Consider the following 22,139-nt stretch of genomic DNA (forward strand, 5'->3'; position numbering starts at 1 on the left):
CCTCCCCGAGCATCACGGGACAATGGAAGGTCGACGAGCGCCTCTCGAGCAAAGGTTCAAACCATCAGCTGGCGCCTCAGATCGATAAACTTGACTCGACATCCGTATTTCTTGCGACGATCGATCGGTCAACTCCGGCGGGCGGCTAGACTGCCGCGCGTCGCTTGCCTTCGAACAGGCGGTCGCGCGACCCGGTCAGGTGCTGACGCATGAGATCACGCGCCAGTTCGGGATGGCGTTGCTCGATCGCCTCGGCGATGGCGCGGTGCTCTTCAAACACATGTCGCAGGCCATCGGGCGTCGTCTTGAGCGACAGCCCGTGAAACTGCATGCCGACGGCGATGTGGTCTTCCAGTGCCTCCATCGCCGTCGCGTAATAGCGGTTTCCCGACGCCTGTGAGATCGCGAGATGAAACTGGAAGTCTGCGTCCTCGCGGTGCCGGCGACGGTTGGTTGCGTCACGCAGCATATCCAGGGCAGCCTTGATGCGTTGGAGGTCTTCCGCGTTGTGCCGTTCGGCAGCCCGGGCCGCTGCCTCCGGTTCGACACTGAGGCGGAAATCATAGCAATCTTCCAGATCGGCGATGTTCTCTATCTGGCCGAAACCCAGCGGCTGTCGCAGGCCGAGGCTTCGTACGAAGCTGCCCGCGCCGCGCCGCGAATAGATCAGTCCTTGCTCGCGAAGTTTCTGAAGCGCGTCCCGCACGATGGGGCGAGACACCTGAAACTCGGCGGCAAGCTCATGTTCGGTAGGCAGACGCTCGTCGGGTTGGTAGGACCCCGACTTGATCGCACGCTGCAGATGGTCGTAGACCATCTCGCCTAAACTACGTCGTCCCGAGGTCGGGTCCCGTCGATCACTCATGCGGCTGTTCCGTTATGTCGTGCAGACCATTTCGGCGACCCTGGCAAGCGTGTCATTCACGCCGAAGCCGCCCGATTTAGTGATGAATATAGTACCTCCGGCGCGACAGGCCGGGAGCCCAGGAAGCACTTCACCCAGCAGTTCCATGACCAGAATACCACGGGCTTGCAGCACGGCCTCCGCCGTCGCGCCACCCGTCAGGAGCAAGGTCACGGCGCCGGGTTCCACGAGCTGGGCCAACGACGCGGCCAGGCTGGCCGCCACCGTCTCGCCCGCGACCGAACCGGGCCCTGAAACGGCCTGCAACACCATCAGTCGCGCTGGTTGTCCCGGCGCTGCGACCAAGCAGCCGTTCGGTGCCGGAAGATGCACGGCATCCGGGTGCGCTGCCAGTAGCGACTCGATCTGAGCCAGGGTGATCGCATCCCGCGACCCTGCGACAACGCACAGCGCCGGGGGGAAGGAGAGTGGCGCATCCTCCGGGTTGCGACGTTCGGCCATGCGCCGCGCCACCCGTTCGGCCAGAGTGCGCGCGCCGAGCAGCAGGGTATCGGGATCGGTCGCGTCAAGCCACCGGTCCATGTCCTCGTCATGCGCGATGTCGGGAATGCAGGCGCGGTCGGCATGGTGGCCGAGGGCGGCGGCCACCGATATCGGCGAGTCCACGCCGAAGCCGCTGACGCACCCATTGCGCACGACGCGCTCGAATAGCGGGATCGCCGGCATGGCGACGAGTCGGCGGAAGGGGATTTCGTCAAGCTCGGCGGCGATCGGCCCCTTGAGCCGGGAGTCGACCTTCTTGAAGATGGGGGTGCCGGCAGGCAGTGTCGCCACTACCTGCGCTACCCGCCGTCTCGCTTCATCCGGGGAGGCGTCGCGCGTTTGCGTCGAGATGGCCAGGATCTCGGGGCGCCCCTCGGCTAACACGCGATCGATGGCCTCTGGCGAGGTCACGGCAAGGGTCCGCAAGCCATATCGTGCGAACGCCGCGCCGGAGTCGAGCGCGCCGGTCAGATCGTCGGCAACGATCGCCAGTCTCGGAAGTTCAGTCGTGGGCGCCATCGCAGCTCTCTTTGGGAATTCGCTTGATGATTGATTGCACGTCACCGCTTGGCCTGGCGACTCGCTCGACCGGCCATCAGGGAGATGGCCTGGCCGAGGTGGCATCGGCATGCCCCCTGCGGCCAGCTCGATTGCGGCATGGGCATCAGTTCCCTTGGCCGGGTGTGTACAACCGCCGGTGAGAAGCCAAGCGCTGCGATCTAAAGCGCGGCACGGTATATCTCGAGCACGTCGCCGACGGTCATGTCGCGTGGGTTATTGTCCATAAGCCGCCGGATGCCGTGTGCCTCCTCGGCCCAACCAGGCAGGTCCTGCTCTCGGGCACCGTGTTTGGCCAGGCGCATCTCGACGCCGAGGTCCCGGCAGAAGGCATGCGCTGAAGCCAGCAGTGTCTCGGGCGAGCCGTCGAAGTCAAGCCCCAGCGCCGCGGCGATCTCATGGGTCTTCTCGGGCCGCACCGGCGCATTGTAGGCCAGCACATGCGGGAAGATGATGGCATTCGACAGCCCGTGCGGCAGGCCGAGCCGCGTGCCGAGCGGATAGGCGAGCGCGTGGCCGGCGGCGGTATTCACCGGGCCGAGGCAGATCCCGCCGTAATACGAGGCGAGGATCATGCCGGCGCGCGCCTCGGTATCCTGACCATCGGCGACCGCACGGGGCAGATACTTTCCGATCAGGGACATCCCCATCCGCGCATAGCCGTCGATCAGGTCGTGCGCCTTGATGTTGGTGAATGCTTCGACACAATGCGCCATCGCATCGATCCCGTTCGCGGCGGTCACGGCGGGCGGTACCGAGTAGGTGAGCACGGGATCGAGTACGGCGAAGTCGGCCAGCAGGAACGGGCTTTCCACCGCGATCTTCGATTTTGTCTCAGGGTCCGTGACCAGTGCACGAATGCCTGCCTCGGATCCGGTGCCGGCCGTAGTGGCGACTTGGGCGAGGGTGGTGCGACGGCCCTGCACGCGGTTCGGCCCGGCAACGTCCCTGAGCGTCTGCTCACCGTCCCAGAGTGCGGCGACCAGTTTGGCGATGTCCATCACCGACCCGCCGCCGAGGCCCACGACCAGGTCGGGTCGGCAATCGCGGGCTACGGCAATCGCCCGGTCGAGTGCCGTGGTGTCGGGCTCTGGCGGAATGTCTGCGAAGACGGTGACCTGCCCCGGCAACTCGAGGGCGTCGACATAGCCCGCCGTGTGCTCACCGGCGATGACCAGCGGTCGCCGGGCCCCTGTCGCCCATGCCCCCAGGCGGGCGGCGGCGCCAGTGCCGACTTCCAGTTGCTGGGGTTGATGAATGGTGATCGGGTTGTCGATTGCGGTCATGCTGCCCCCTCATGCTCGAGTTCTTCCATCTGCGCCCAGACCGACGCACGTTCTTCGTCGTCAAGTTCAACGAACGGCGGGCGGACGCGGGTCCAGCCGTCCCAGCCCCGGCGTCGGGCGAGCATCGCCTTGACGGTTGGCAGCTGGACATAGGCGTTGCTCAGTTCGCGCCACGCGTTGATGCACGCTTGCGCCGCCGCGACCTCTGCCTCTCGCGTGGGATCCTCCCACCCATCGAAGACGACCCTCAGGTCCGACGCGACCAGGTTCGAGCTGGCCGTGATGCAACCGGCGCCTCCCGATTGCAGCAAGGGCAGCATCAACGGGTCGGCCCCGGCCATCACGGCACAGTCCGGACACTCGGCGATGGTGCGGCGCATGTTGTCGAGGTCGCCGGAGCTGTCCTTCACCCCGACCACGATCCCGGGATAGGCGGCTTGCAAGCGAGCGATGAGCTGCTGCGAGATCGCGACCCCCGACATCTGGGGAATGTGATAGAGAATCACCCGCAGCCGGTCGTCGGCGACCCGGTCGATGGTCTCGGCGTAGGCACGGAAGAGCCCTTCGTCGCTGACGCCCTTGTAATAGAAGGGGGGCAACAGCACGACCGCCCGAACACCGGCTTCGACCGCGTGGCGAGTCAGGGCCACGGTGTCCGTCACGCTGGTCTGTGCAGTCCCGGGAAGCAGCCGTGATGGGGCGATGCCCGCCTCGATGACGCGGTCGAGGAGGTCCTGCCGCTCCCACAGGCCCAAGGAATTCGCCTCGCCGGTCGTGCCGAGGAGGGCGATACCGTCGCAGCCCTCCTCGATCAGGGCGTGGCAGTGATGGGCGAAGGCGGCGTGATCCGGGCTGCCGTCCTCGGCGAAGGGGGTCGCGGCGGCACAGAACACGCCGCTGATGTCGTGAGTCTTCATTGACACCTTCCTGCCGCCAGTTTGCGCGCATAGGCGATGGCGGCGTTCATGTTGGTGTGGTTGGCCTTGCCGGTACCGGCGATGTCGAAGGCGGTGCCGTGATCCACCGAGGTGCGGTCGATCGGCAGTCCCACCGTGACGTTGACGGTCGTGTCGAATGCCACGAGCTTGATGGGAATATGGCCCTGGTCGTGGTACTGCGCGATCACCAGGTCGAAGCCGCCCTGATAGGCGCGGTAATAGACCGTGTCGGCCGAAATGGGGCCCTCGACGCTGATGCCCTCATCCCGTGCCTGGGCGATGGCCGGCCCGATCTGTTCCACGTCCTCGTTGCCGAAAAGGCCGTTCTCGCCGCAATGGGGGTTGAGCCCTGCGACGGCTATCCGTGGCGTCTCGATCCCGATGCGTCGCAGGTGCGCGTGTCCCGCGCGGATCGTGTCCAGCACACGCTCGGGCGTGACGCGACCGATCGCCTCCTTCAGCGAGACATGGGTGGAGACGTGGATCACCTCCAGCCGTTCGGATGCCAGCAGCATGAAGGCCGAATCCGCCGCCGTCAGGCTACGCAGCAGGCCGGTGTGGCCATCGTAATGGTGGCCGGCGGCGTTCAGCGCCGCCTTGTTGATGGGGGCCGTGACGATGCAGCCGATCGCGCCGGCCTCGGCCGCGCGCACCGCCGCCTCGATGAAGCGGAAGGCGGCGTCGCCGGCCGCGGGGTCGAGTCGCCCCCAGGGTAAGGGTGCGCCTGGCACGTCCAGATCCTCGACCAGGCCAGAGAGATCGAGCGAGGTGCCGACCACCTTCTGGGCCGCCTCGAGCGTCGCCAGGTTGCCGAAGACGCGCGTTTTAGCTCGCTGTTCGGGTGTCATCTCGGCCAGTGCCTTGACCGTTATCTCGGGACCGACCCCGACCGGGTCGCCCATTGTGATGCCGATGATGTCGTTCATGCGATTGCTCCGTTGATCCAATCGAGGCTGAGCCGAACGTGCTTGATGGCCCGCCGATACAGGGTGTAGGCGATGTCCACCTGACCATCGGCCCGCTGCAGGATGACGGGGTAGGACAGCTCCTTGTTGCGGCCGTCCACCGAGTTGTTGGAAAGACAGGTACCCGGGGCGTCCTCGATGACGATGCGGTGCGGGAAGCTGCGGCCACCGTCCTCGGACAGGCAAAGCGTCAGCGGCGCACGCGGCACGCCCCAGGTCGGCAGGCAGCCGCCCACGGCGTCGGGCCGGTCGTCGTCCTCGCCCAGTTCGTCATAGAGTGACGCGCGCCGGTCCTGGGACATCGCCGCCGAGACCGGATTGCAGACCATGGCGATTCGCCCATCGGCGAGTCGCGTCACGCCAATCGAGGAGTTGTTGTTCGGCACGTCGGTGGGGACGGGGGGCGTCCAGGTATGGCCGCCATCGAGGCTTTCCGAGCGGTGCACGAAATCGGCCTGACGTCGACGATAGAAGGCCGCCAGCCGGTCGTCCCCGAGGGGCACGGGTGACATGTGAACCGCGCCTAGCGAGTCCGGCACGTCCTCGACCGTCCAGGTGTCGCCCCGGTCGGTCGATACCGACATCGCGGCCGTGTCGTGGCTGCCACTCCAGCGTTGCCCTGGGCGAGGATTGCAACGAAACAGCGGCAGCATCCATGCACCATCGTCTCGGATGCGCAGGGGGGCGCGGATAAAGGTCCCATCCGGCAAGCCGATGTCGCGGCATGGGCCACTGGCGACGTGGCCACCATCCAACTCGAGTCGGCGCATCATCACCCGCGCCTCGTCCTGGTTGCCGGCGGGCTGGGCCGTGTTGAACAGCATTATCTCGCCCTCGGGCGACGTGAAGATCACCGGGTTCTGCTCGGACCGGACCGGGTCGTCGGTGAGGCGTTGCGCAGGCCCCCAGGCATCGGCGCCCGGCGCCAGTACCGAGGCGTGGATCGAGATGTCCGACTTGCCTTCGAGCGTTCCGCCGAACCACGCGCAGAGCAATGCGCCATCGGGAAGAACGGAAAGGAAAGCGGCATGATTCTGCACCGCCGATGACGGCAGGATCGCCTCCATCCCGCCGGGGCGAGCGACCAGCGTTCCGTCCATGCGGGCTGCGATTTCGTCGGGTGTCATTCGTGCATTCACTCCATGCGTCATTGGGGCACTCTCGCTGCCCGGTGACGGTGAGCATCGTCATGATCAAAGATGTTGTCAAGTTAACTGGGAAGCCACCACCTATAGACCAAAGGATAAATATTGATTTTTATACTTATAAATCAATAATTTAAAAATGGTTAAAAACAGGCAGTATTGGCGATCCCATTTATTGATTGACAACTTCTTGAGGGGTGAGCCATGGTTCGGAGGTATTCCACAGGCAGGAGGAAACCCGATGCCGGCGACATGCCCGGGGAATGGCACCACAGCGAACAACGCGACACTCGCCGCCTTGCTGGTCGCCGGTGCGGCGACGCTCAGCGCCGTCGACGCCGTGCTCGTGCGCCTGGTCTCGGCCGAGGTCCACCCCTTCGTCATCGGCTTCTTCCGCAGCGTCTTCGGCCTGCTCGCCTTCGCCCCCTGGATCGTGACCCATCGCCGTCTCCTGGCGACGAACCACCGGGCGCTCCATGCGGTGCGGGCGGTGCTGAAGCTGCTGTCGCTGGTGGCCTTCTACGCCGCCTTCGCCGCCGCCTCGCTGGCCGATGCGACAGCGATCATGTTCACCGCCCCCATCTTCCTGACGCTGGGCGCGGCGCTCTTCCTGGGCGAGCGGCTGGGGCCGGGGCGGATCGTCGGCGTTCTCGCCGGCTTCGCCGGGGCACTGATCGTGCTGCGTCCAGATGCCGGCACCGTGTCGCCGGCCTTGCTCTTCGCGCTGGCCGGCGCGGCACTGGTCGCGGTGGCGCAACTGATGCTCAAGTCCATGTCGGCGCGCGACAATACCGACACCCTCGTCGCCTGGAACCTGATCGTCACGGCGCCGCTCGCGCTAGTGCCGGCAGTGTTCTTCTGGACCACGCCGTCTCCGGCGGTCTTGGGGCTCCTGATCCTTCAGGGCGTGCTCGGTGCCATCAACATGGCGATGATGACCCGCGCGTTCAGCCTGGCGGACGCATCGCTGGTTGCACCGATCGACTTCCTGCGCCTTCCGGCGGTGGCGCTGCTGGGCTTCGTGATGTTCTCGGAAATCCCCGACACGGCCACCTGGATCGGCGCCGCGATCATCGTGGGTTCCGCTCTCGTCGTATCGAACGGCGAACGGCTCGTGCGAATCGTGCGCAATAATCGCTAGTAAGCCATATCGCTCAGCGCTTGCGGCGGAGGCAGCGACGCCGCGGGCCGTCTCAACAACACGCTGCGAAATATCAGGAGAAAGGGAATGAAACCCAACCATCTATTGATCGGCGCTCTGCTCGCGTCGGCGTCCTTCGGCCCGGCCATCGCGCAGGAAAACAAGAACGTCACGGTCGTCCTCGCCGAAGAGACCGACCTGGTCGAACCCTGCATGGCAACCCGTTCGAACATCGGTCGAGTCGTCCTGCAGAACATCTCGGAGACACTGACCGAGCTCGACGTACGCGACGGCGGTGGCGGCATCAAGCCACGCCTCGCGGAAAGCTGGGAGCAGGTGGACGACAACACCTGGCGTTTCCACCTGCGCCGGGGTGTCACCTTCTCTGACGGGTCCAGCTTCGACGCCGAGGATGTCAAGCATTCATTCGCTCGCGCGATGAGCGACCAGATCAGCTGCGAGATCGCGCGCTACTACAGTGGGATGGACATCACGCCGGCCATCGTCGACGAGCATACGATCGATTTCACGGCAGAGCCGGCGCAACCCATCATGCCACTGCTGATGTCGCTGCTGACGATCGTCCCGTCGGAGACGCCGGTCGAATTCACCCGTGAGCCCATCGGCACGGGTCCCTACACCCTGGCGGAGTGGAACCCTGGCCAGAACATCCGGCTGGAACGGCGCGACGATTACTGGGGCGATACGCCCGAGGTGAGCGGCGCGACCTATCTGTTCCGGCAGGATCCGGCCGTGCGTGCCGCCATGGTGGAAACGGATGAGGCCGACATCGCCCCGTCGGTCTCTGCCATCGAGGCGGATGATCCTGAACTCGATCATTCCTATCCGAACTCGGAGACCCTCTACCTCCGGCTCGATCATGCGATGGCGCCGCTGGATGATCGCCGGGTGCGGCTGGCCATCAACCATGCCATCGATCGCGAGGCCTTCGTCGGCTCGCTGCTGCCCGAGGGCACCGAACTGGCCACGGCCATCGTGCCGCCGACGACCCAGGGCTGGAACGCGGAGCTGACTCCGCCGGCGTACGACCCCGAAAAGGCCCGCGCACTGCTCGAGGAAGCCGCTGCGGAGGGTGTGCCGGTCGATCGAGAGATCACCTTGGTCGGCAGGACGGGCAACTACCCGAATGTCACGGAGGTGATGGAAACGTTGCACTTCATGCTGTCCGACGTCGGCTTCAACGTCGATCTCCAGATGTATGAGGTCGCCGAGTTCGAGAACCTCTACTCCAAGCCCTATCCCGAGAATCGCAATCCGCAACTCGTGGCGGCGATGCACGACAATGCGCGTGGCGATGCGGTCTTCTCGATGTACTTCAAGTATCACTCCGAAGGCCGTCAATCCGGCATCGCGGATGCCCGCGTGGATGAGCTGATCGCCCAGGCGACCGCGGCGACCGGCGAGGAGCGGGCCAAGCTCTGGTCGGAGCTCTTCGGTTACCTTCACGATGACGTCGTGGCCGATGCGCTGCTGTTCCACATGGTCGGGTTCGCTCGCGTCAACGAACGTCTCGACTGGGAGCCGACGATTGCGACCAACAGCCAGCTACAACTGGCAGACATCGCCTTCGAATAACAACCTCGAAGCGGGGCGATCGGCATCGCCCCGCCTACCCCAAGACCAAGGAGACGCCATGAAACGCATGATTGGACAACGAGCTGCGGCGAGTTTCCTCGCGCTGCTAGGGCTCGTGGTGCTGGTGTTTTTCCTGTCCCGGTTGACCGGGGACCCGGCCGCCCTCTACCTGCCCATCGATGCCTCCCAGGAGATGCTCGAGAACTTCCGTGAGATCCACGGCTTGAATGACCCGCTGCTGGTCCAGTTCGGCAATTACGTCACCGATCTCCTTCGCCTGGATTTCGGTGAGTCGATCCGCAAGGCCCGCCCCGCCATCGATGTGGTGCTCGAAGCCTTCGTGTGGACCTTGCAACTGGCACTCATCACCATGGCGCTCGTCACCGTCACTGCCGTAGTACTTGGCTCACTCGCGGCCTTCCGGGTCGGCGGATTGTTCGACCGGCTGACTTCGCTGATCTCGCTCGTCGGTGCCTCCGCCCCCGATTTCTGGATCGCCATCGTGGCGATTGTGCTCTTCTCTGTCCAGCTGGGATGGCTACCCACCTCGGGCACCGGCAGCGTCTGGCACTGGGTGCTACCCGTCGCGGTACTGTTCGTACGGCCCTTCGGGCTGATCCTGCAGGTCGTACGGGGCTCGATGATCTCGGCGCTGACCTCGGCCTATGTCAAGACGGCGCGGGCCAAGGGCGTTCGCAACCGCCCGATCATCTTCGTGCATACGCTGCGCAACGCCATGCTGCCCGTCATCACGGTGATCGGTGACCAGGCGGCGGCGATGCTGAACGGCGCCGTCATCGTCGAGACGATCTTCGGCTTTCCCGGCGTCGGCAAGCTGATGATCGACTCGATTCTCCAGCGCGACTTCAACGTGATCCTCGCCTCGATCGTGGTCACCGCGCTCGCGATCTTCATCATGAACCTCCTGATCGACATGGCCTACGCCGTGCTCGATCCTCGGATCAGGTACTGACCGATGATAGTTTCCGCACCCGTTCCCGATACCAACCACCGGCCGGCACAGCGCCTGTTCACCGTGCTGCGCATGCTATGGGCCGACAAGTTCGCTTTCTGTGCCGCACTCTTCCTGTTGGTCATCTTCGCCTGCGCCCTGCTCGGCCCGGCCGCTCTGTCCGAAGCGGCCTCCCAGGTGAACCTGCGCGGACGCAACGCGCCGCCGTTCTCGCTCGAAAACGGCTGGCAGTTCCTGCTGGGGGGAGATGCCCTTGGCCGCCCACTGCTCGCTCGTATCATTGTCGCGGCGCAGAACACGATCATGGTCGCTGCCGGGGCGGTCGCCTGCTCGATGGTGATCGGCACCACGCTCGGCCTGATCGCCGGCTATGCGGGGCGTCGCGTGGGGCAGGTCATCATGCGACTGGCCGACATCATCATGTCGTTTCCCTCGCTGCTCCTGGCGGTCATCGTGCTCTACATCCTCGCCCCCTCGGTCGGGAACCTCATCATCGTGCTCGCGATCACCCGCATCCCGATCTATCTGCGCACGACGCGCGCCGAGGTCCTGGAGATTCGTGAGCGGATGTTCGTGCAGGCCGCCCGCGTCATGGGCGCGTCCACGCCGCGCATCGTGTTCCGGCATATCCTGCCGGTGATCGTGCCGACGCTAATGACCATCGCGACACTGGACTTCGCCTTCGTGATGCTGGCCGAGTCCTCGCTGTCGTTCCTGGGTATCGGCATCCAGCCGCCCGAGATCACCTGGGGCCTGATGGTCAGCCAGGGCCGCTCCTATCTGACCACTGCCTGGTGGCTCGCCTTCTGGCCGGGCCTGGCCATCATCCTGACAACGCTTTCGCTCAACCTGCTATCCAACTGGCTGCGTACTGCCCTCGACCCGGTACAGCGGTGGCGCCTTGAACTGGGAGGCAAGAAGACATGACCGACCATCTGCTTGAGGTCCAAGACCTGTCCGTGCAGTTTCATTCGGCCGCGGGTACGGTGAACGCGGTGAACGGGGTAAGCTGGCACCTCGACCGTGGCGAGACACTGGCCATCCTGGGCGAGAGTGGCTCCGGCAAGTCCGTTTCCGCCTCCGCGATCATGAACCTGATCGACACCCCGCCCGGGGAGATCACCCAGGGCCGCATCCTGTTCGAGGGGCGCGACCTGCTCACCGCGAGCGCCGAGGAGCGTCGGGAGATCAATGGCTGCCGGATCGCGATGATCTTTCAGGACCCACTGAGCCACTTCAACCCGGTCTACACGGTGGGCTGGCAGATCATGGAGACGCTCACGGCCCACGGTCGCCCGAAGGAAGAAGCCCGCAGCCGAGCCCTCGAACTGCTGCACCGCGTGGGCATACCCGAGCCGAAAGCGGCGATGGACCGCTATCCTCACCAGTTCTCCGGTGGCCAGCGACAGCGCCTGATGATCGCCATGGCGCTCGGGCTCCAGCCCGACATCCTGATCGCCGATGAGCCGACCACCGCACTCGACGTGACGGTTCAGGCCGAAGTGCTTGCCCTGCTCGAAGAACTCCAGCAGCAAACGGGCATGGGCCTGCTTCTCATCACCCATAACCTGGGCGTCGTGGCCGAGACCGCCGACCGGGTCGTGGTCATGGAGGGCGGGCGGATCGTCGAGCGGGGGACGGCGCGCGAGGTTTACCACAATCCCCGTCACCCCTATACCTGCAAGTTGATCGCGGCCGCGCCTGGCAAGGGGGAGATGCGTGATTCTGCTCTCTCAGGGGAGCCACTATTAAGGTTGGAGAAGGTGTCGAAAAGCTACGGCACTTTCACCGCGCTCAAGGGGGCGTCCTTCGACCTCAGGGCCGGTGAGACGCTGGCGATTGTCGGGGAAAGCGGCTCGGGAAAATCGACGCTGGCCAAAACGCTCCTGCGTCTGGAGGAGCCCTCGGGTGGCCGCGCGCTGTGGGAGGGCGAGGACCTGTTTGCCAAGACGCCTCGTCAGATGGCCCGGGTACGGCGCCAGTTGCAGATGGTCTTCCAGGATCCGACCCAGTCGCTCAACCCACGCATGTCGGTGTTCGACCTGATCTCGGAGGCGTGGGTCATCCATTCCGAGATATTGCCTCGTGCACAGTGGCGGGACCGTGTGCTGCAGTTGCTCTCGCAGGTCGGACTTCAGCCCGAGCACGCCGCCCGTTATCCTCACCAGTTCTCCGGCGGCCAGCGACAACGCATCGCCATCGCTCGGGCGCTCGCGCTGGAGCCGAAGCTCATCGTCTGCGACGAGGCGGTCTCGGCGCTCGATGTGTCGATCCAGGCGCAGGTTATGGACCTTCTGGCAAAGCTTCGTGAGGAACTCGGGATCGCCTTCATTTTCATTGCCCACGACCTGCCCGTGGTGAGGGATTTTGCCGACCATGTGATAGTGATGAAGAACGGCAAGATCGTCGAGCAAGGGACAGTGCGCGTCATCTTCGACAACCCACGCGAACCCTATACGCAGAGGCTGCTTGCAGCAGGCCTCGATCCCGACCCCGACGTGCAGGCAGCGCGGCGCGAGGCTCGAGAAGCGCTGGAACGGCGTGCTCCGATGCAGGAGCCTGCTTGACGTGGCGAACGGCGCGCCCGGGCCGCAGATCCTCTTCGGCGCGTCGTACTTTTATCACCTTATTCCTCAGCCAAGGCCGGGCGACGGACGTCCGGCCGTACCGGAGATATGCCTATGACACTGCAATCGCGATCGCATGCGTCGGCCCTCGGTTATTTCAAGTGGGCTTTTGTCGTTACCAGTGCTGGGCTTGCCCTGGGTGGGTGGTTCGGCTGGCAGATGACGGGCACGATCGGCGGTGCAGCCTCGATCTTTTTCATCTGCTGCGTACTGGCGGTGCTGGAAATCTCGCTGTCCTTCGACAACGCGATCGTCAACGCCAACAAGCTCAAGGACATGACGCCGAAATGGCAAAAGCGTTTCCTGACTTGGGGTATCCTCATCGCCGTCTTCGGCATGCGCGTTCTCTTCCCGCTCCTGATCGTGGTGATCGCGGCGAAGATCGGCCCGTGGCAGGCGGTCATGGTCGCCGCCTCGCAGCCCGAACAGTACGCAGCCATCATGCACGACGCCCACCTGCCCATCGCCGCCTTCGGCGGCACCTTCCTGATGATGGTGGGTCTGAAGTTCTTCTTCGATCATGAAAAGGACATCCACTGGGTCCACGCGCTGGAGGAGTGGGCCAGTCGCTATTCCTCGATCCGCGGCATCGAGATCGCTATCGTGCTTGTCATCATGCTCGCTGTTTCGCGCTTCCTCCCGGCAGGTGAGATGATGGTGTTCATTCGTTCGGCGGTATGGGGGCTCTTGACCTTTCTCGTGGTGGAAGTCTTGAGCGGCATCCTCGACATGAAGGAAAAAGCCTTGTCGGGCGCGGCAAAGGGGGGCTTGGGCGCCTTCGTCTATCTCGAGGTACTGGACGCCTCCTTTTCCTTCGACGGCGTGATCGGTGCCTTTGCACTGACGCAGAATATGATTGTCATTGCTATCGGGCTGGGGATCGGCGCCATGTACGTCCGCTCCATGACCATCATGCTCGTCGAAAAAGGCACGCTATCGCAGTACCGCTACCTTGAACACGGCGCCTTCTACGCGATCCTCATCCTGTCGGTCATCATGTATATGCAGACGCTATACCATATTCCCGAGGTCATCACTGGTCTGGCCGGCGCAGGGCTGATCGGCGTCTCGCTTGTTTCCTCGATTCGGTGGAATCGCAAGAAAAGCAGGGCTGAACTGCAATCACAAGCCTGAAAAAGATGGCCATGGAACGTCCAGCTCCCACCGCCAGGCGGCCCATCACCAGCCCGCTGCTGGCGGAAGATGCCTGCCAGGTGCTGCGCCAGTGGATCGTGCATGGCCGTCTGGCGCTGGGAGGAATCGACCCAGGAACATCACGAGATCCTCGAGGCACTCAAGGCCCGGGACGGCGAGCGGGCCCGGCGCCTGCTGGCCGATCATGTCCAGCACACCGGCGATGCCATCGCCGCCATCAACCGCGGTTGATCCTGCCGTCGAACACGACGGCACCCGCCGAGCGGCGGGTGTCATCGTGTCAGGGCCTCTGCCCGGTCGCATGACCGGGCAGGGTGCATCAGCCGCGCTTGCTGTAGGGCAGCGCCATGTGGCGATTGACGTCCTTGTACAGCAGATAGCGGAAGGGCCCCGGGCCACCCGCATAGCAGGCCTGGGGGCAGAAGGCGCGCAGCCACATGTAGTCGCCTGCCTCGACCTCGACCCACTGCTGGTTGAGGTGATAGACCGCCTTGCCCTCGAGCACGTAGAGGCCGTGCTCCATGACGTGGGTCTCGTCGAAGGGAATCACGCCGCCGGGCTGGAAGGTGACGATGGTCACGTGCATGTCGTGACGCAGATCCTCCGGGTCGACGAAGCGGGTGGTGGCCCAGCGCTCGTCGGTATCGGGCATCGGGGTCGGGGCGATGTCGTTCTCGTTGACCACGAAGGCCTCGGGTACCTCGATGCCGTCGACGTATTCGTAGGCCTTGCGGATCCAGTGGAAACGCACCGGGGCATCGGATTCGTTGCGCAGCTGCCAGTCGCTACCCGGCGGGATGAAGGCGTAGCCGCCGGGCTCCATGTGATACTTCTCGCCGGCGATGGTCAGCACCGTTTCGCCCTCCACCACGAAGAGCACGCCCTCGGCGCCCGGGTCGGTCTCCGGACGCTCGCTGCCGCCGCCGGGGGAGACCTCCATGATGTACTGGGAGAAGGTCTCGGCGAAGCCGGACAGCGGACGCGACAGCACCCACAGCCGGGTGTTCTCCCAGTGGGGCAGCTTGCTGGTGACGATGTCGCGATAGACACCCTTGGGAATGACCGCGAAAGCCTCGGTGAACATGGCGCGGTCGGTGGTCATCACCTTCTGGCTGGGATGGCCGCCCTGGGGGGCGTAGTACTGACGCTGACTCATGGGGTTTCCTCTTGTTCGCTGGTAGAGGCGACGACCTCACCTTCCGGCAGGGTCACGCGGATGCCGATGGGGTGCTCGTCGCAGTTGTTGCCCTCGCCGCCGCGGTCCACCACCAGGAACTCGCCCTCGCGCTCCAGCACCGACTGGATGGCGTGCCAGGTGCCGGCGCGGTAGTTGACGCCCTGGCGACCGTCGGTGACGAAGGCCCGCACGCTGTCGGGGTCGATGGTGTCGCCGGGAGGAGCCACCACCACCAGGAAGCGCTCCTCGTGCATCGGCACGAAGGCCTGGCTGCCCTGAGGATGGCGCTCAAGGAAATCCAGCTCCAGCGGCACACTGACGGGTTGGCTGACGAAGATGCTGATCAACGCCCGCGCTTGCTCGCCGAGGGTCTCGACCCTGGCCAGGTCGTGATAGCGACGGGTGCGGCCTGCATTGATATGGAAATAATCGGACGTGCGGGTATCGATCACGTCGCCGAAGGGCGCGAAGGCCTCAGGCGTCAGGGGACAGGCCTCGAGTTCCAGCATACAACCTCCTGTGTGGGAGAGGCTCACCCTCCCGGGAATGAGAGACGGCCGAGGCGGACACATCCCAAGGCGCCGACGCCTTCGCTCGCCACGAAGTCTCCTCGAGCACCAGGCATTGACCTCCGGGCCATCCGGTACCCTCATCTTAGCTTCTGAAACACAGATTTCAATATAGCTTGCCAAGTGAAAAAATAATTGTGGAATTTTTTTCCATAATGGGCTTCAATCGAATCCAGACGCAGCAGCCGAGGAGGAAGACACACCGAGCACCCCACGCCCCATGAGGTCGTGTCCCATCAGTTGACCACTGTTTCGTGAGGACCGGATTCAGGTCACCGCGGTCCCCTTGTGCAATCCCGAGCCCATCCACCCGGCAAGGGTGACGATGCGACTCCACTCAGATCCAACAACAATCCGAGGTCTTGTATGTCTCAACAACCTCAAGCCAGTGAAGCCGAAGCCGTTTTCAACAAACCCAAGCGAGCATTTCAGATACCCCATATCTACGCCATCCTGTTCGTCTTCATCGCCATCGCGGCGGTGGCGACCCACTTCGTGCCGGCCGGCGAATTCGAGCGGATCCCCGGCCCCGCGGGGCGCATCACCATCGATGCCGAGTCCTTCCAGTTCGTCGAGCCCAACCCGACCGGCATCGTCGACTTCATGCTGGCGATACCCAATGGCCTGATGAGCGCCGGCGAGGTGGTATTCTTCACCTTCATGATCGGCGGCATGTTCATGGTGTTGCGGCGCACCGGCATCATCGAGATCGGCGTCGACAAGCTCAGCCGCCAGTTTGCCGGCCGAAGCCTGCTGATGATCCCGGTGCTGATGACGGTGTTCGCCGTGGTCGCCACCATCATCGGCACCCAGGAGCTGGCGCTGGTCTATGTGCCAGTCATCCTGCCGCTGATGATCGCCCTGCGCTTCGACTCGGTGACCGCCGCCGCCGTGGCGCTGTGTGCCACCACCGCTGGCTTCACCACCGGCATCCTCAACCCGATCAACACCGGGCTGGGGCAGCAACTCTCCAACCTGCCGCTCTACTCCGGCTTCGGCCTGCGGGCCGCCGCCTTCGCCATCGTGTTGGGTGCCGGCATCTACTTCGTCATGCGCTATGCCCGCAAGGTCCAGGCCAGCCCCGAGCTCAGCCTGATGGCCGGTGACGAAGACGAGGCCGAGAAGCGCTCGCTCTACCAGCATGCCACCGACGAAGGCGCCCTCATGGCCAACGGCCGCCAGAAGCTGGCCGCCATCGCCACCTTCGCCTTCTTCGGCCTGCTGGTCTACGGCGTGCTGCGCCAGGGCTGGTTCATGATGGAGATGGCCGGCCTGTTCATCGTCATGGGCATCGTCGTCGGCCTGATCGCTGGCCTGACCACCGAGCGCATCTGCGAAGCCTTCAACAAGGGCTTTCGCGACGTGCTGGTCGGCGCCATGATCGCCGGGGTGGCCCGCGGCGTGGCCGTGGTGCTCGAGGATGGCCAGATCATGGATACCCTCGTCTTCGGCCTCGGCAACCTCGTCGGTGAACTGCCCACCCTGCTGTCGGCCATCGGCATGTATTTCTCCCAGCTGGCCTTCAACTTCGTGGTGCCCTCCGGCAGCGGCCAGGCGCTGGTCACCATGCCGATCATGGCCCCGCTCTCCGACCTGATCGGCGTGACCCGCCAGACCGCGGTGCTGGCCTACCAGCTCGGTGACGGGGTCGGCAACATCCTCTTCCCGACCTCCGGCTACTTCATGGCCACCCTGGCCATCGCCGGTGTGCCCTGGCAGAAATGGGTGAAGTTCTTCTTCCCGCTGTTCTGCGTCTGGGTGCTGATCTCCATGGGCTTCCTCGCCTTTGCCCAGGCCACCCAATGGGTCGGCTGATCGCCTGACCCTCGCCCCTGCAGCCAGCCACCAGGCCCCACCCGGTATCACCGGGTGGGGCCTGGTGCCGTATGGGATTGCCGCCCGCACGATTCGCCCCCCGTCCTAACGGGTCGCCGGGGCCGGATGGTGCTCGGCCCAGTGGCGGGCGATGTCCACGCGGCGCGTCACCCAGACACGATCGTGGGCCTCGATATGGTCGAGGAAGCGCTGCAGGGCGCGGAAGCGTCCCGGGCGGCCGATGAGCCGGCAGTGCAGGCCCACGGAGAGCATCTTCGGCGCCTCCTCCCCTTCCGCATAGAGCACGTCGAAGGCATCGCGCAGGTAGGTGAAGAAGTGATCCGCGGTGTTGAAGCCCTGGGGAGCGGCGAAACGCATGTCGTTGCTGTCCAGGGTATAGGGCACCACCAGATGGTCATGCAACTCGCCCTGGCTGTCTGCCTCGCGGGTCCAGAACGGCAGGTCGTCGCCGTAGTAGTCGCTGTCGTAGAGGAAACCGCCCTCGTCGAGCACCAGGCGGCGGGTGTTGGGACTGTCACGGCCGGTGTACCAGCCCAGTGGCTTCTCGCCATAGAGGCGCTGGAAGATCGCCATGGCGCGCTGCAGGTGCTCGCGCTCCACTGCCTCCGGCACCTCCTGGTAATGGATCCAGCGGTAGCCATGGCAGGCGATCTCGTGCCCCAGCTCCTTGAAGGCATGGGCCACCTCGGGGTGACGCTCCAGGGCCATGGCCACCCCGAACACGGTCAGCGGCAGGCCACGGCGCTCGAACTCCCGCAGGATACGCCACACGCCGGCCCGCGAGCCGTATTCGTAGATCGACTCCATGCTCAGGTGGCGATCGGGAAACGACGGAGCGCCGATGATCTCGGAGAGGAACTGCTCGGAGCCGGCGTCACCGTGCAGCACGCAATTCTCGCCGCCCTCCTCGTAGTTGAGCACGAACTGCACGGCGATCCTCGCCTTGCCCGGCCAGTTGGCATGGGGCGGCGTACGGCCATAGCCGATCAGGTCACGGGGATAGTCAGAAGACGTAAGCTGGGTCATGGCGCAATTTCCTGATTGTTATGGACACTCGACAGGAGTGATCGGTGCGGCAGCGCGTGGATGGCGGCCGGGCGCATAACCCCGGGTGGGTACAGCCCCTCACGGGGCACCGCCACCACTGCGATAGCCCGCGACAGTAGCGGGCCAGGAATTTATGTATACAAGAAAAAGATAGGGTGTGTTCAATGCGACTGCAACCCCTTTTCCGCCTTTTCCTGCCACCGACGCCTGTGGACACCACTCCAGCGGTGATACAAGCCCGCCAGGGCACCCCGTGGAGAGAGACAGGTCATAATGTATACAATCATGACATATAATTGTCGCCAAAAAGAAGGGCGAATCAGGCTAGCGACCATGGTCTAGTAGGCAGCCCTGGCCGAAAACATCTCGAAATACGCCTCAACCTTTTGTTTCCAAACAGATATTCCCTCTCCTGGCAGGTTTCGCTCCACGACTTGCAGGCAAAACAAAAGCCATCTATTTTGTGTACAAAGACATTTTACGTTGTTCACAAGAGATACAAGAGAGCCAACGCCATGCATATCCGCGTCATCAACCCCAACACCACCGCCAGCATGACGGCGACGATCGGCGAGGCCGCACGCCGCATCGCCGCGCCGGGTACCCATATCTCGGCGACCCAGCCCGACGACGGGCCGGTCTCCATCGAGAGCCACTTCGACGAGGCGATCAGCGCCGTGGGCGTACTCGAGGAGGTGCTGGCCGGGGAGCGCGAGGGCGTCGATGCCTACGTGATCGCCTGCTTCGGTGATCCGGGGTTGATGGCGGCCCGCGAGCTGACCCGGGCACCGGTGATCGGCATCGCCGAGGCCGCCTTCCACATGGCCAGCCTGATCAGCACCCGTTTCTCCATCGTCACCACCCTGGGGCGTACCGGCATCATCGCCGAGCACCTGCTCGAGCAGTATGGCTTCCGTCACCACTGCCGCCGGGTGCGGGCCGCGGAGATCCCGGTGCTGGACCTGGAAGAGAATGGCGACGCCTCGCTGAACCGCATCATCGGCGAATGCCGCCTGGCCCGTGATGAGGACGGCATCGGCGCCATCGTGCTGGGGTGTGGCGGCATGGCCGACCTCACCGACGAGATTGCCCGGGAAGTGGGCCTGCCGGTGGTCGAGGGCGTCACCGCCGCGGTGAAACTGACCGAGGCGCTGGTGGGACTGGGGCTGGGCACCAGCAAGCATGGCGACCTGGCTTTTCCGCGTCCCAAGGCCTTCACCGGACGCTTCACACACCTTTCGGAGCTGACACCACGGCGCTGACCCGAACAACGCACCACCACGACACAGCACCACAACGACAAACCCAAGCCACTGAGCACGCCGCAAGCATCGCCACCCGGGCCGTCGCCCGCCGGGGCATAACCACAACATCGAGCAACGACTTGCGAGGACAACACCATGAGCCACCCCAACCCACAACCCACCACGGCCGACACCGACATCCCGGTATCCGGCCAGACCGTCGCCCATGACGGCACCAAGGCGCCCGGGGACGAGTCACTCGCTCCCCAGCAGACCCGCATCATGGGCCGGGCCTCCTACTTCCTGGCCTGGTTCGGCGGCTGCGTCTCGATCGGCACCTTCGCCATGGGCTCCAGCGTGGTCGGCACGCTGAACCTGATCCAGGCGACCCTGGCCATCGCCATCGGCTGCTTCGTGATCGGTATCGCGCTCGCCATCAATGGTGCCGCCGGCTACAAGTACGGCATCCCCTTCATGGTCCAGGCGCGCAGCGCCTTCGGCTTCGCAGGTACCCGCGTCCCGGGACTGGTACGCGCCGTGCCGGCCATCGTCTGGTACGGCTTCCAGAGCTGGATCGGTGCCGGCGCCCTGAACATGGTGTCGGCCACCCTGTTCGGCTTCGATAATCTGGTGTTCTACTTCATCACCTTCCAGTTCCTGCAGATCGGCCTGTCGGTGATGGGCTTCCAGGGCATCAAGTGGCTGGAGAACATCGGCAGCGCCTTCATCCTCGCCTCGCTGACCTACATGTTCTATGCCACGGTGCAGCGCTACGGCGACGAGCTGTCGGCCAACCTGCTGACCATGGAAGGCTCCTGGGGCCTGCCCTTCTGGGGCGCCACCATGCTGTTCCTGGGCATCTACAGCACCATGATGCTCAACGTCAGCGACTACTCCCGTGAGCACAAGCACGGCACCGGCCCCGGCATCCTGACCACCATCTATGCCATGTCGATCCTGCCCTGCACCCTGTTCATGGGCCTGATCGGTTTCATGGTCTCCGAGGCCACCGGCACCGCCGACCCCATCCAGGTATTCGCCAACGCCGTCGACAACACCCCGCTGCTGATGACCACCCTGCTGTTCATCGCCTTCGCCCAGGTCACCACCAACGTGCTCAACAACGTGGTACCGCCGACCTACGTGCTGATGGACGTGTTCAAGATGAAGTTCCCGGTCGCCACCGTGATCGTCGGCCTGCTGGCCTTCGCCACCTTCCCCTGGAAGCTGGTGCAGCCCGAGTCCGCCGCCGGCCTGCAGCTCTTCGTGCAGACCTACTCGGCGTTCCTGGGTCCGATCTTCGCCATCCTGGTGGTCGACTACTACATCATTCGTCGCCGTACCCTGGATCTCGGCAAGCTGTATGACCAGGCCGGCCCCTACCAGGGCGTCAACTACGCCGCCCTGATCGCCACTGCCGTCGGCATCGCCGCCGCCCTGAGCTTCTCCGCGGTCTCCTGGTACGCCAGCCTGATCCCGGCCGGTCTCACCTACTACCTGCTGATGAAGCACTGGGCCCCCTGCCAGCGCTTCTGTAGCTGATAGTACCCCGCCTGCCCATGAGCCGGGCAGGCGGGGCCCACCACAACAACCACAATGGTGATCCCGATGAAAGATAGCGATCTGGATATCCAGAGCATCGACCCGACGCTCTATAACGCGGACCTGGCCCCGATACCGCACAGCAAGCGCACCTGGGGCTGGTTCGAGATCTTCAACGTCTGGTCCAACGACATCCAGAGCCTGTTCGGCTACACCCTGGCGGCCTCGCTGTTTCTCTCATATGGACTGAATGGCTGGGCGGTGATGGCGGCGATCATCCTGGCCGGCGTCATCGTGATGTATCTGGTCAACCTGACCGGCAAACCCAGTGTAAAATACGGCATCCCCTTTCCGGTGATGATCCGCGCCAGCATGGGGGTGCGCGGGGCCAACCTGCCGGCCATGCTTCGGGCGATCATCGGCATCTTCTGGTACGGGGTGCAGACCTATTTCGCCTCCACGGCGGTGGCGCTGCTGATCACCGCCCTGTTCGGCGCCGGCGACGGCTCGACCTTCCTGGGCCTGTCGGGCGTGGCCTGGGTGTCGTTCGTGATCGTGTGGTTGTTCCAGATCGCGATCTTCTGGCAGGGCATCGACCGCATCAAGCACTTCCTCAACTGGGCCGGCCCGCTGGTCTACCTGGTGATGGTGGCCTTGATGATCATCGTCTGGGTCCAGGCCGGCAGCGAACTGCTGCCCGCCATCGGCACCATCTTCAGCGGCGACGGTAGCCACTCCGGCAGCGCCATCGCCGCCTTCCTGGCCATCGTCGGCACCATGGTCGCCTACTTCGCCGCGGTGGTGATCAACTTCGGCGACTTCACCCGCTTCGTGCGCAGCGAACGCGAGATGAAGCTCGGCAACCTGCTCGGCCTGCCGCTCAACGTGGCCTTCTTCTCGTTCATCGCCCTGATCATCACCGCCGGCACCCT

At 64.4% G+C, this 22,139-nt stretch carries 20 protein-coding genes; 11 read left to right on the plus strand and 9 right to left on the minus strand.

Annotated features, from left to right (window positions below; genetic code table 11):
• Positions 1-145: 145 nt before the first annotated feature.
• From CR157_RS04785 to CR157_RS04810, 6 genes are all read right to left on the minus strand, one after another.
• A complete protein-coding gene (locus tag CR157_RS04785) occupies positions 146-865 on the minus strand; it encodes a FadR/GntR family transcriptional regulator (RefSeq protein ID WP_110282360.1) in 720 nt (239 codons plus the stop codon).
• A 12-nt stretch (positions 866-877) separates the two neighbouring features.
• Positions 878-1,927: a four-carbon acid sugar kinase family protein gene (locus CR157_RS04790; RefSeq protein ID WP_110282361.1), complete on the minus strand. Its 1,050-nt coding sequence runs from the start codon at positions 1,925-1,927 to the stop codon at positions 878-880.
• Positions 1,928-2,127: 200 nt separating this feature from the next.
• Positions 2,128-3,252 (minus strand): iron-containing alcohol dehydrogenase, encoded by a 1,125-nt coding sequence (locus CR157_RS04795; RefSeq protein ID WP_110282362.1) that lies wholly within the window; start codon positions 3,250-3,252, stop codon positions 2,128-2,130.
• Positions 3,249-4,169, minus strand: coding sequence for a dihydrodipicolinate synthase family protein (locus CR157_RS04800; protein ID WP_110282363.1), 921 nt, complete (start codon positions 4,167-4,169; stop codon positions 3,249-3,251). Before CR157_RS04800 ends, CR157_RS04795 begins: the two co-directional genes overlap by 4 nt.
• Positions 4,166-5,116, minus strand: a complete 951-nt coding sequence (pdxA, locus tag CR157_RS04805) for a 4-hydroxythreonine-4-phosphate dehydrogenase PdxA (protein WP_110282364.1) — start codon at positions 5,114-5,116, stop codon at positions 4,166-4,168. The genes CR157_RS04800 and pdxA overlap by 4 nt, the downstream gene beginning before the upstream one ends.
• Entirely contained in the window at positions 5,113-6,282 is a 1,170-nt protein-coding gene (locus tag CR157_RS04810) for a sialidase family protein (RefSeq protein ID WP_110282365.1), read from the minus strand. The genes pdxA and CR157_RS04810 overlap by 4 nt, the downstream gene beginning before the upstream one ends.
• 259 nt (positions 6,283-6,541) lie before the next feature.
• On the opposite strand from CR157_RS04810, the gene CR157_RS04815 reads away from it, so the two are divergent.
• The 7 genes from CR157_RS04815 (at position 6,542) to CR157_RS04845 (ending at position 14,023) form a co-directional block, all read left to right on the plus strand.
• Positions 6,542-7,441 carry a DMT family transporter gene (locus CR157_RS04815; protein WP_110282366.1) on the plus strand — a complete coding sequence of 300 codons (900 nt, stop codon included), beginning with the start codon at positions 6,542-6,544 and terminating at the stop codon, positions 7,439-7,441.
• Between the two features lie 87 nt (positions 7,442-7,528).
• Positions 7,529-9,037: an ABC transporter substrate-binding protein gene (locus CR157_RS04820; protein ID WP_110282367.1), complete on the plus strand. Its 1,509-nt coding sequence runs from the start codon at positions 7,529-7,531 to the stop codon at positions 9,035-9,037.
• Positions 9,038-9,095: 58 nt separating this feature from the next.
• Complete coding sequence (locus CR157_RS04825; protein ID WP_110282368.1) at positions 9,096-10,010, plus strand: ABC transporter permease; 915 nt, start codon at positions 9,096-9,098, stop codon at positions 10,008-10,010.
• 3 nt (positions 10,011-10,013) lie between these two features.
• On the plus strand, positions 10,014-10,937 hold the full coding sequence (locus CR157_RS04830) for an ABC transporter permease (RefSeq protein WP_110282369.1): 924 nt from the start codon (positions 10,014-10,016) through the stop codon (positions 10,935-10,937).
• Entirely contained in the window at positions 10,934-12,577 is a 1,644-nt protein-coding gene (locus CR157_RS04835) for an ABC transporter ATP-binding protein (RefSeq protein ID WP_110282370.1), read from the plus strand. The genes CR157_RS04830 and CR157_RS04835 overlap by 4 nt, the downstream gene beginning before the upstream one ends.
• Positions 12,578-12,691: 114 nt before the next feature.
• The gene (locus CR157_RS04840) at positions 12,692-13,771 is read left to right on the plus strand and encodes a DUF475 domain-containing protein (protein WP_110282371.1); all 1,080 of its coding nucleotides are present in this window, start codon (positions 12,692-12,694) and stop codon (positions 13,769-13,771) included.
• A 102-nt stretch (positions 13,772-13,873) separates the two neighbouring features.
• Positions 13,874-14,023: an FCD domain-containing protein gene (locus CR157_RS04845; protein WP_219999874.1), complete on the plus strand. Its 150-nt coding sequence runs from the start codon at positions 13,874-13,876 to the stop codon at positions 14,021-14,023.
• Between the two features lie 88 nt (positions 14,024-14,111).
• Here the strand turns inward: CR157_RS04845 and CR157_RS04850 are convergent, their stop codons facing one another.
• Positions 14,112-14,948 carry a bifunctional allantoicase/(S)-ureidoglycine aminohydrolase gene (locus CR157_RS04850; protein WP_110282373.1) on the minus strand — a complete coding sequence of 279 codons (837 nt, stop codon included), beginning with the start codon at positions 14,946-14,948 and terminating at the stop codon, positions 14,112-14,114.
• On the minus strand, positions 14,945-15,478 hold the full coding sequence (locus CR157_RS04855) for an ureidoglycolate lyase (RefSeq protein WP_110282374.1): 534 nt from the start codon (positions 15,476-15,478) through the stop codon (positions 14,945-14,947). Before CR157_RS04855 ends, CR157_RS04850 begins: the two co-directional genes overlap by 4 nt.
• A 426-nt stretch (positions 15,479-15,904) precedes the next feature.
• Between CR157_RS04855 and CR157_RS04860 the strand changes: the two genes are divergently transcribed.
• Positions 15,905-17,353, plus strand: coding sequence for a YfcC family protein (locus CR157_RS04860; protein WP_110282375.1), 1,449 nt, complete (start codon positions 15,905-15,907; stop codon positions 17,351-17,353).
• Positions 17,354-17,458: 105 nt separating this feature from the next.
• Here CR157_RS04860 and puuE read toward each other — a convergent pair whose 3' ends face one another.
• Positions 17,459-18,400 carry an allantoinase PuuE gene (gene puuE, locus CR157_RS04865; protein ID WP_110282376.1) on the minus strand — a complete coding sequence of 314 codons (942 nt, stop codon included), beginning with the start codon at positions 18,398-18,400 and terminating at the stop codon, positions 17,459-17,461.
• 536 nt (positions 18,401-18,936) lie between these two features.
• Between puuE and CR157_RS04870 the strand changes: the two genes are divergently transcribed.
• From CR157_RS04870 to CR157_RS04880, 3 genes are all read left to right on the plus strand, one after another.
• A complete protein-coding gene (locus CR157_RS04870) occupies positions 18,937-19,683 on the plus strand; it encodes an aspartate/glutamate racemase family protein (protein WP_110282377.1) in 747 nt (248 codons plus the stop codon).
• A 138-nt stretch (positions 19,684-19,821) separates the two neighbouring features.
• Positions 19,822-21,207: an NCS1 family transporter gene (locus tag CR157_RS04875; protein ID WP_258364065.1), complete on the plus strand. Its 1,386-nt coding sequence runs from the start codon at positions 19,822-19,824 to the stop codon at positions 21,205-21,207.
• Between the two features lie 66 nt (positions 21,208-21,273).
• On the plus strand, positions 21,274-22,139 hold an 866-nt coding region (locus tag CR157_RS04880), incomplete at its 3' end, for a cytosine permease (RefSeq protein WP_181421996.1).

The organism is Halomonas sp. LBP4 (assembly GCF_003202205.1).
Classification (GTDB): Bacteria; Pseudomonadota; Gammaproteobacteria; order Pseudomonadales; family Halomonadaceae; genus Halomonas; species Halomonas flagellata.

Coding starts and splice junctions, on each gene's coding strand:
- CR157_RS04790 (WP_110282361.1), bottom strand. CDS start 1,927: ATGGCGCCCACGACTGAACTTCCGAGACTGGCGATCGTTGCCGACGAT.
- CR157_RS04785 (WP_110282360.1), bottom strand. CDS start 865: ATGAGTGATCGACGGGACCCGACCTCGGGACGACGTAGTTTAGGCGAG.
- CR157_RS04855 (WP_110282374.1), bottom strand. CDS start 15,478: ATGCTGGAACTCGAGGCCTGTCCCCTGACGCCTGAGGCCTTCGCGCCC.
- pdxA (WP_110282364.1), bottom strand. CDS start 5,116: ATGAACGACATCATCGGCATCACAATGGGCGACCCGGTCGGGGTCGGT.
- CR157_RS04835 (WP_110282370.1), top strand. CDS start 10,934: ATGACCGACCATCTGCTTGAGGTCCAAGACCTGTCCGTGCAGTTTCAT.
- CR157_RS04810 (WP_110282365.1), bottom strand. CDS start 6,282: ATGACACCCGACGAAATCGCAGCCCGCATGGACGGAACGCTGGTCGCT.
- CR157_RS04820 (WP_110282367.1), top strand. CDS start 7,529: ATGAAACCCAACCATCTATTGATCGGCGCTCTGCTCGCGTCGGCGTCC.
- CR157_RS04870 (WP_110282377.1), top strand. CDS start 18,937: ATGCATATCCGCGTCATCAACCCCAACACCACCGCCAGCATGACGGCG.
- puuE (WP_110282376.1), bottom strand. CDS start 18,400: ATGACCCAGCTTACGTCTTCTGACTATCCCCGTGACCTGATCGGCTAT.
- CR157_RS04825 (WP_110282368.1), top strand. CDS start 9,096: ATGAAACGCATGATTGGACAACGAGCTGCGGCGAGTTTCCTCGCGCTG.
- CR157_RS04795 (WP_110282362.1), bottom strand. CDS start 3,252: ATGACCGCAATCGACAACCCGATCACCATTCATCAACCCCAGCAACTG.
- CR157_RS04830 (WP_110282369.1), top strand. CDS start 10,014: ATGATAGTTTCCGCACCCGTTCCCGATACCAACCACCGGCCGGCACAG.
- CR157_RS04860 (WP_110282375.1), top strand. CDS start 15,905: ATGTCTCAACAACCTCAAGCCAGTGAAGCCGAAGCCGTTTTCAACAAA.
- CR157_RS04815 (WP_110282366.1), top strand. CDS start 6,542: ATGCCGGCGACATGCCCGGGGAATGGCACCACAGCGAACAACGCGACA.
- CR157_RS04800 (WP_110282363.1), bottom strand. CDS start 4,169: ATGAAGACTCACGACATCAGCGGCGTGTTCTGTGCCGCCGCGACCCCC.
- CR157_RS04845 (WP_219999874.1), top strand. CDS start 13,874: ATGGCCGTCTGGCGCTGGGAGGAATCGACCCAGGAACATCACGAGATC.
- CR157_RS04840 (WP_110282371.1), top strand. CDS start 12,692: ATGACACTGCAATCGCGATCGCATGCGTCGGCCCTCGGTTATTTCAAG.
- CR157_RS04850 (WP_110282373.1), bottom strand. CDS start 14,948: ATGAGTCAGCGTCAGTACTACGCCCCCCAGGGCGGCCATCCCAGCCAG.
- CR157_RS04875 (WP_258364065.1), top strand. CDS start 19,822: ATGAGCCACCCCAACCCACAACCCACCACGGCCGACACCGACATCCCG.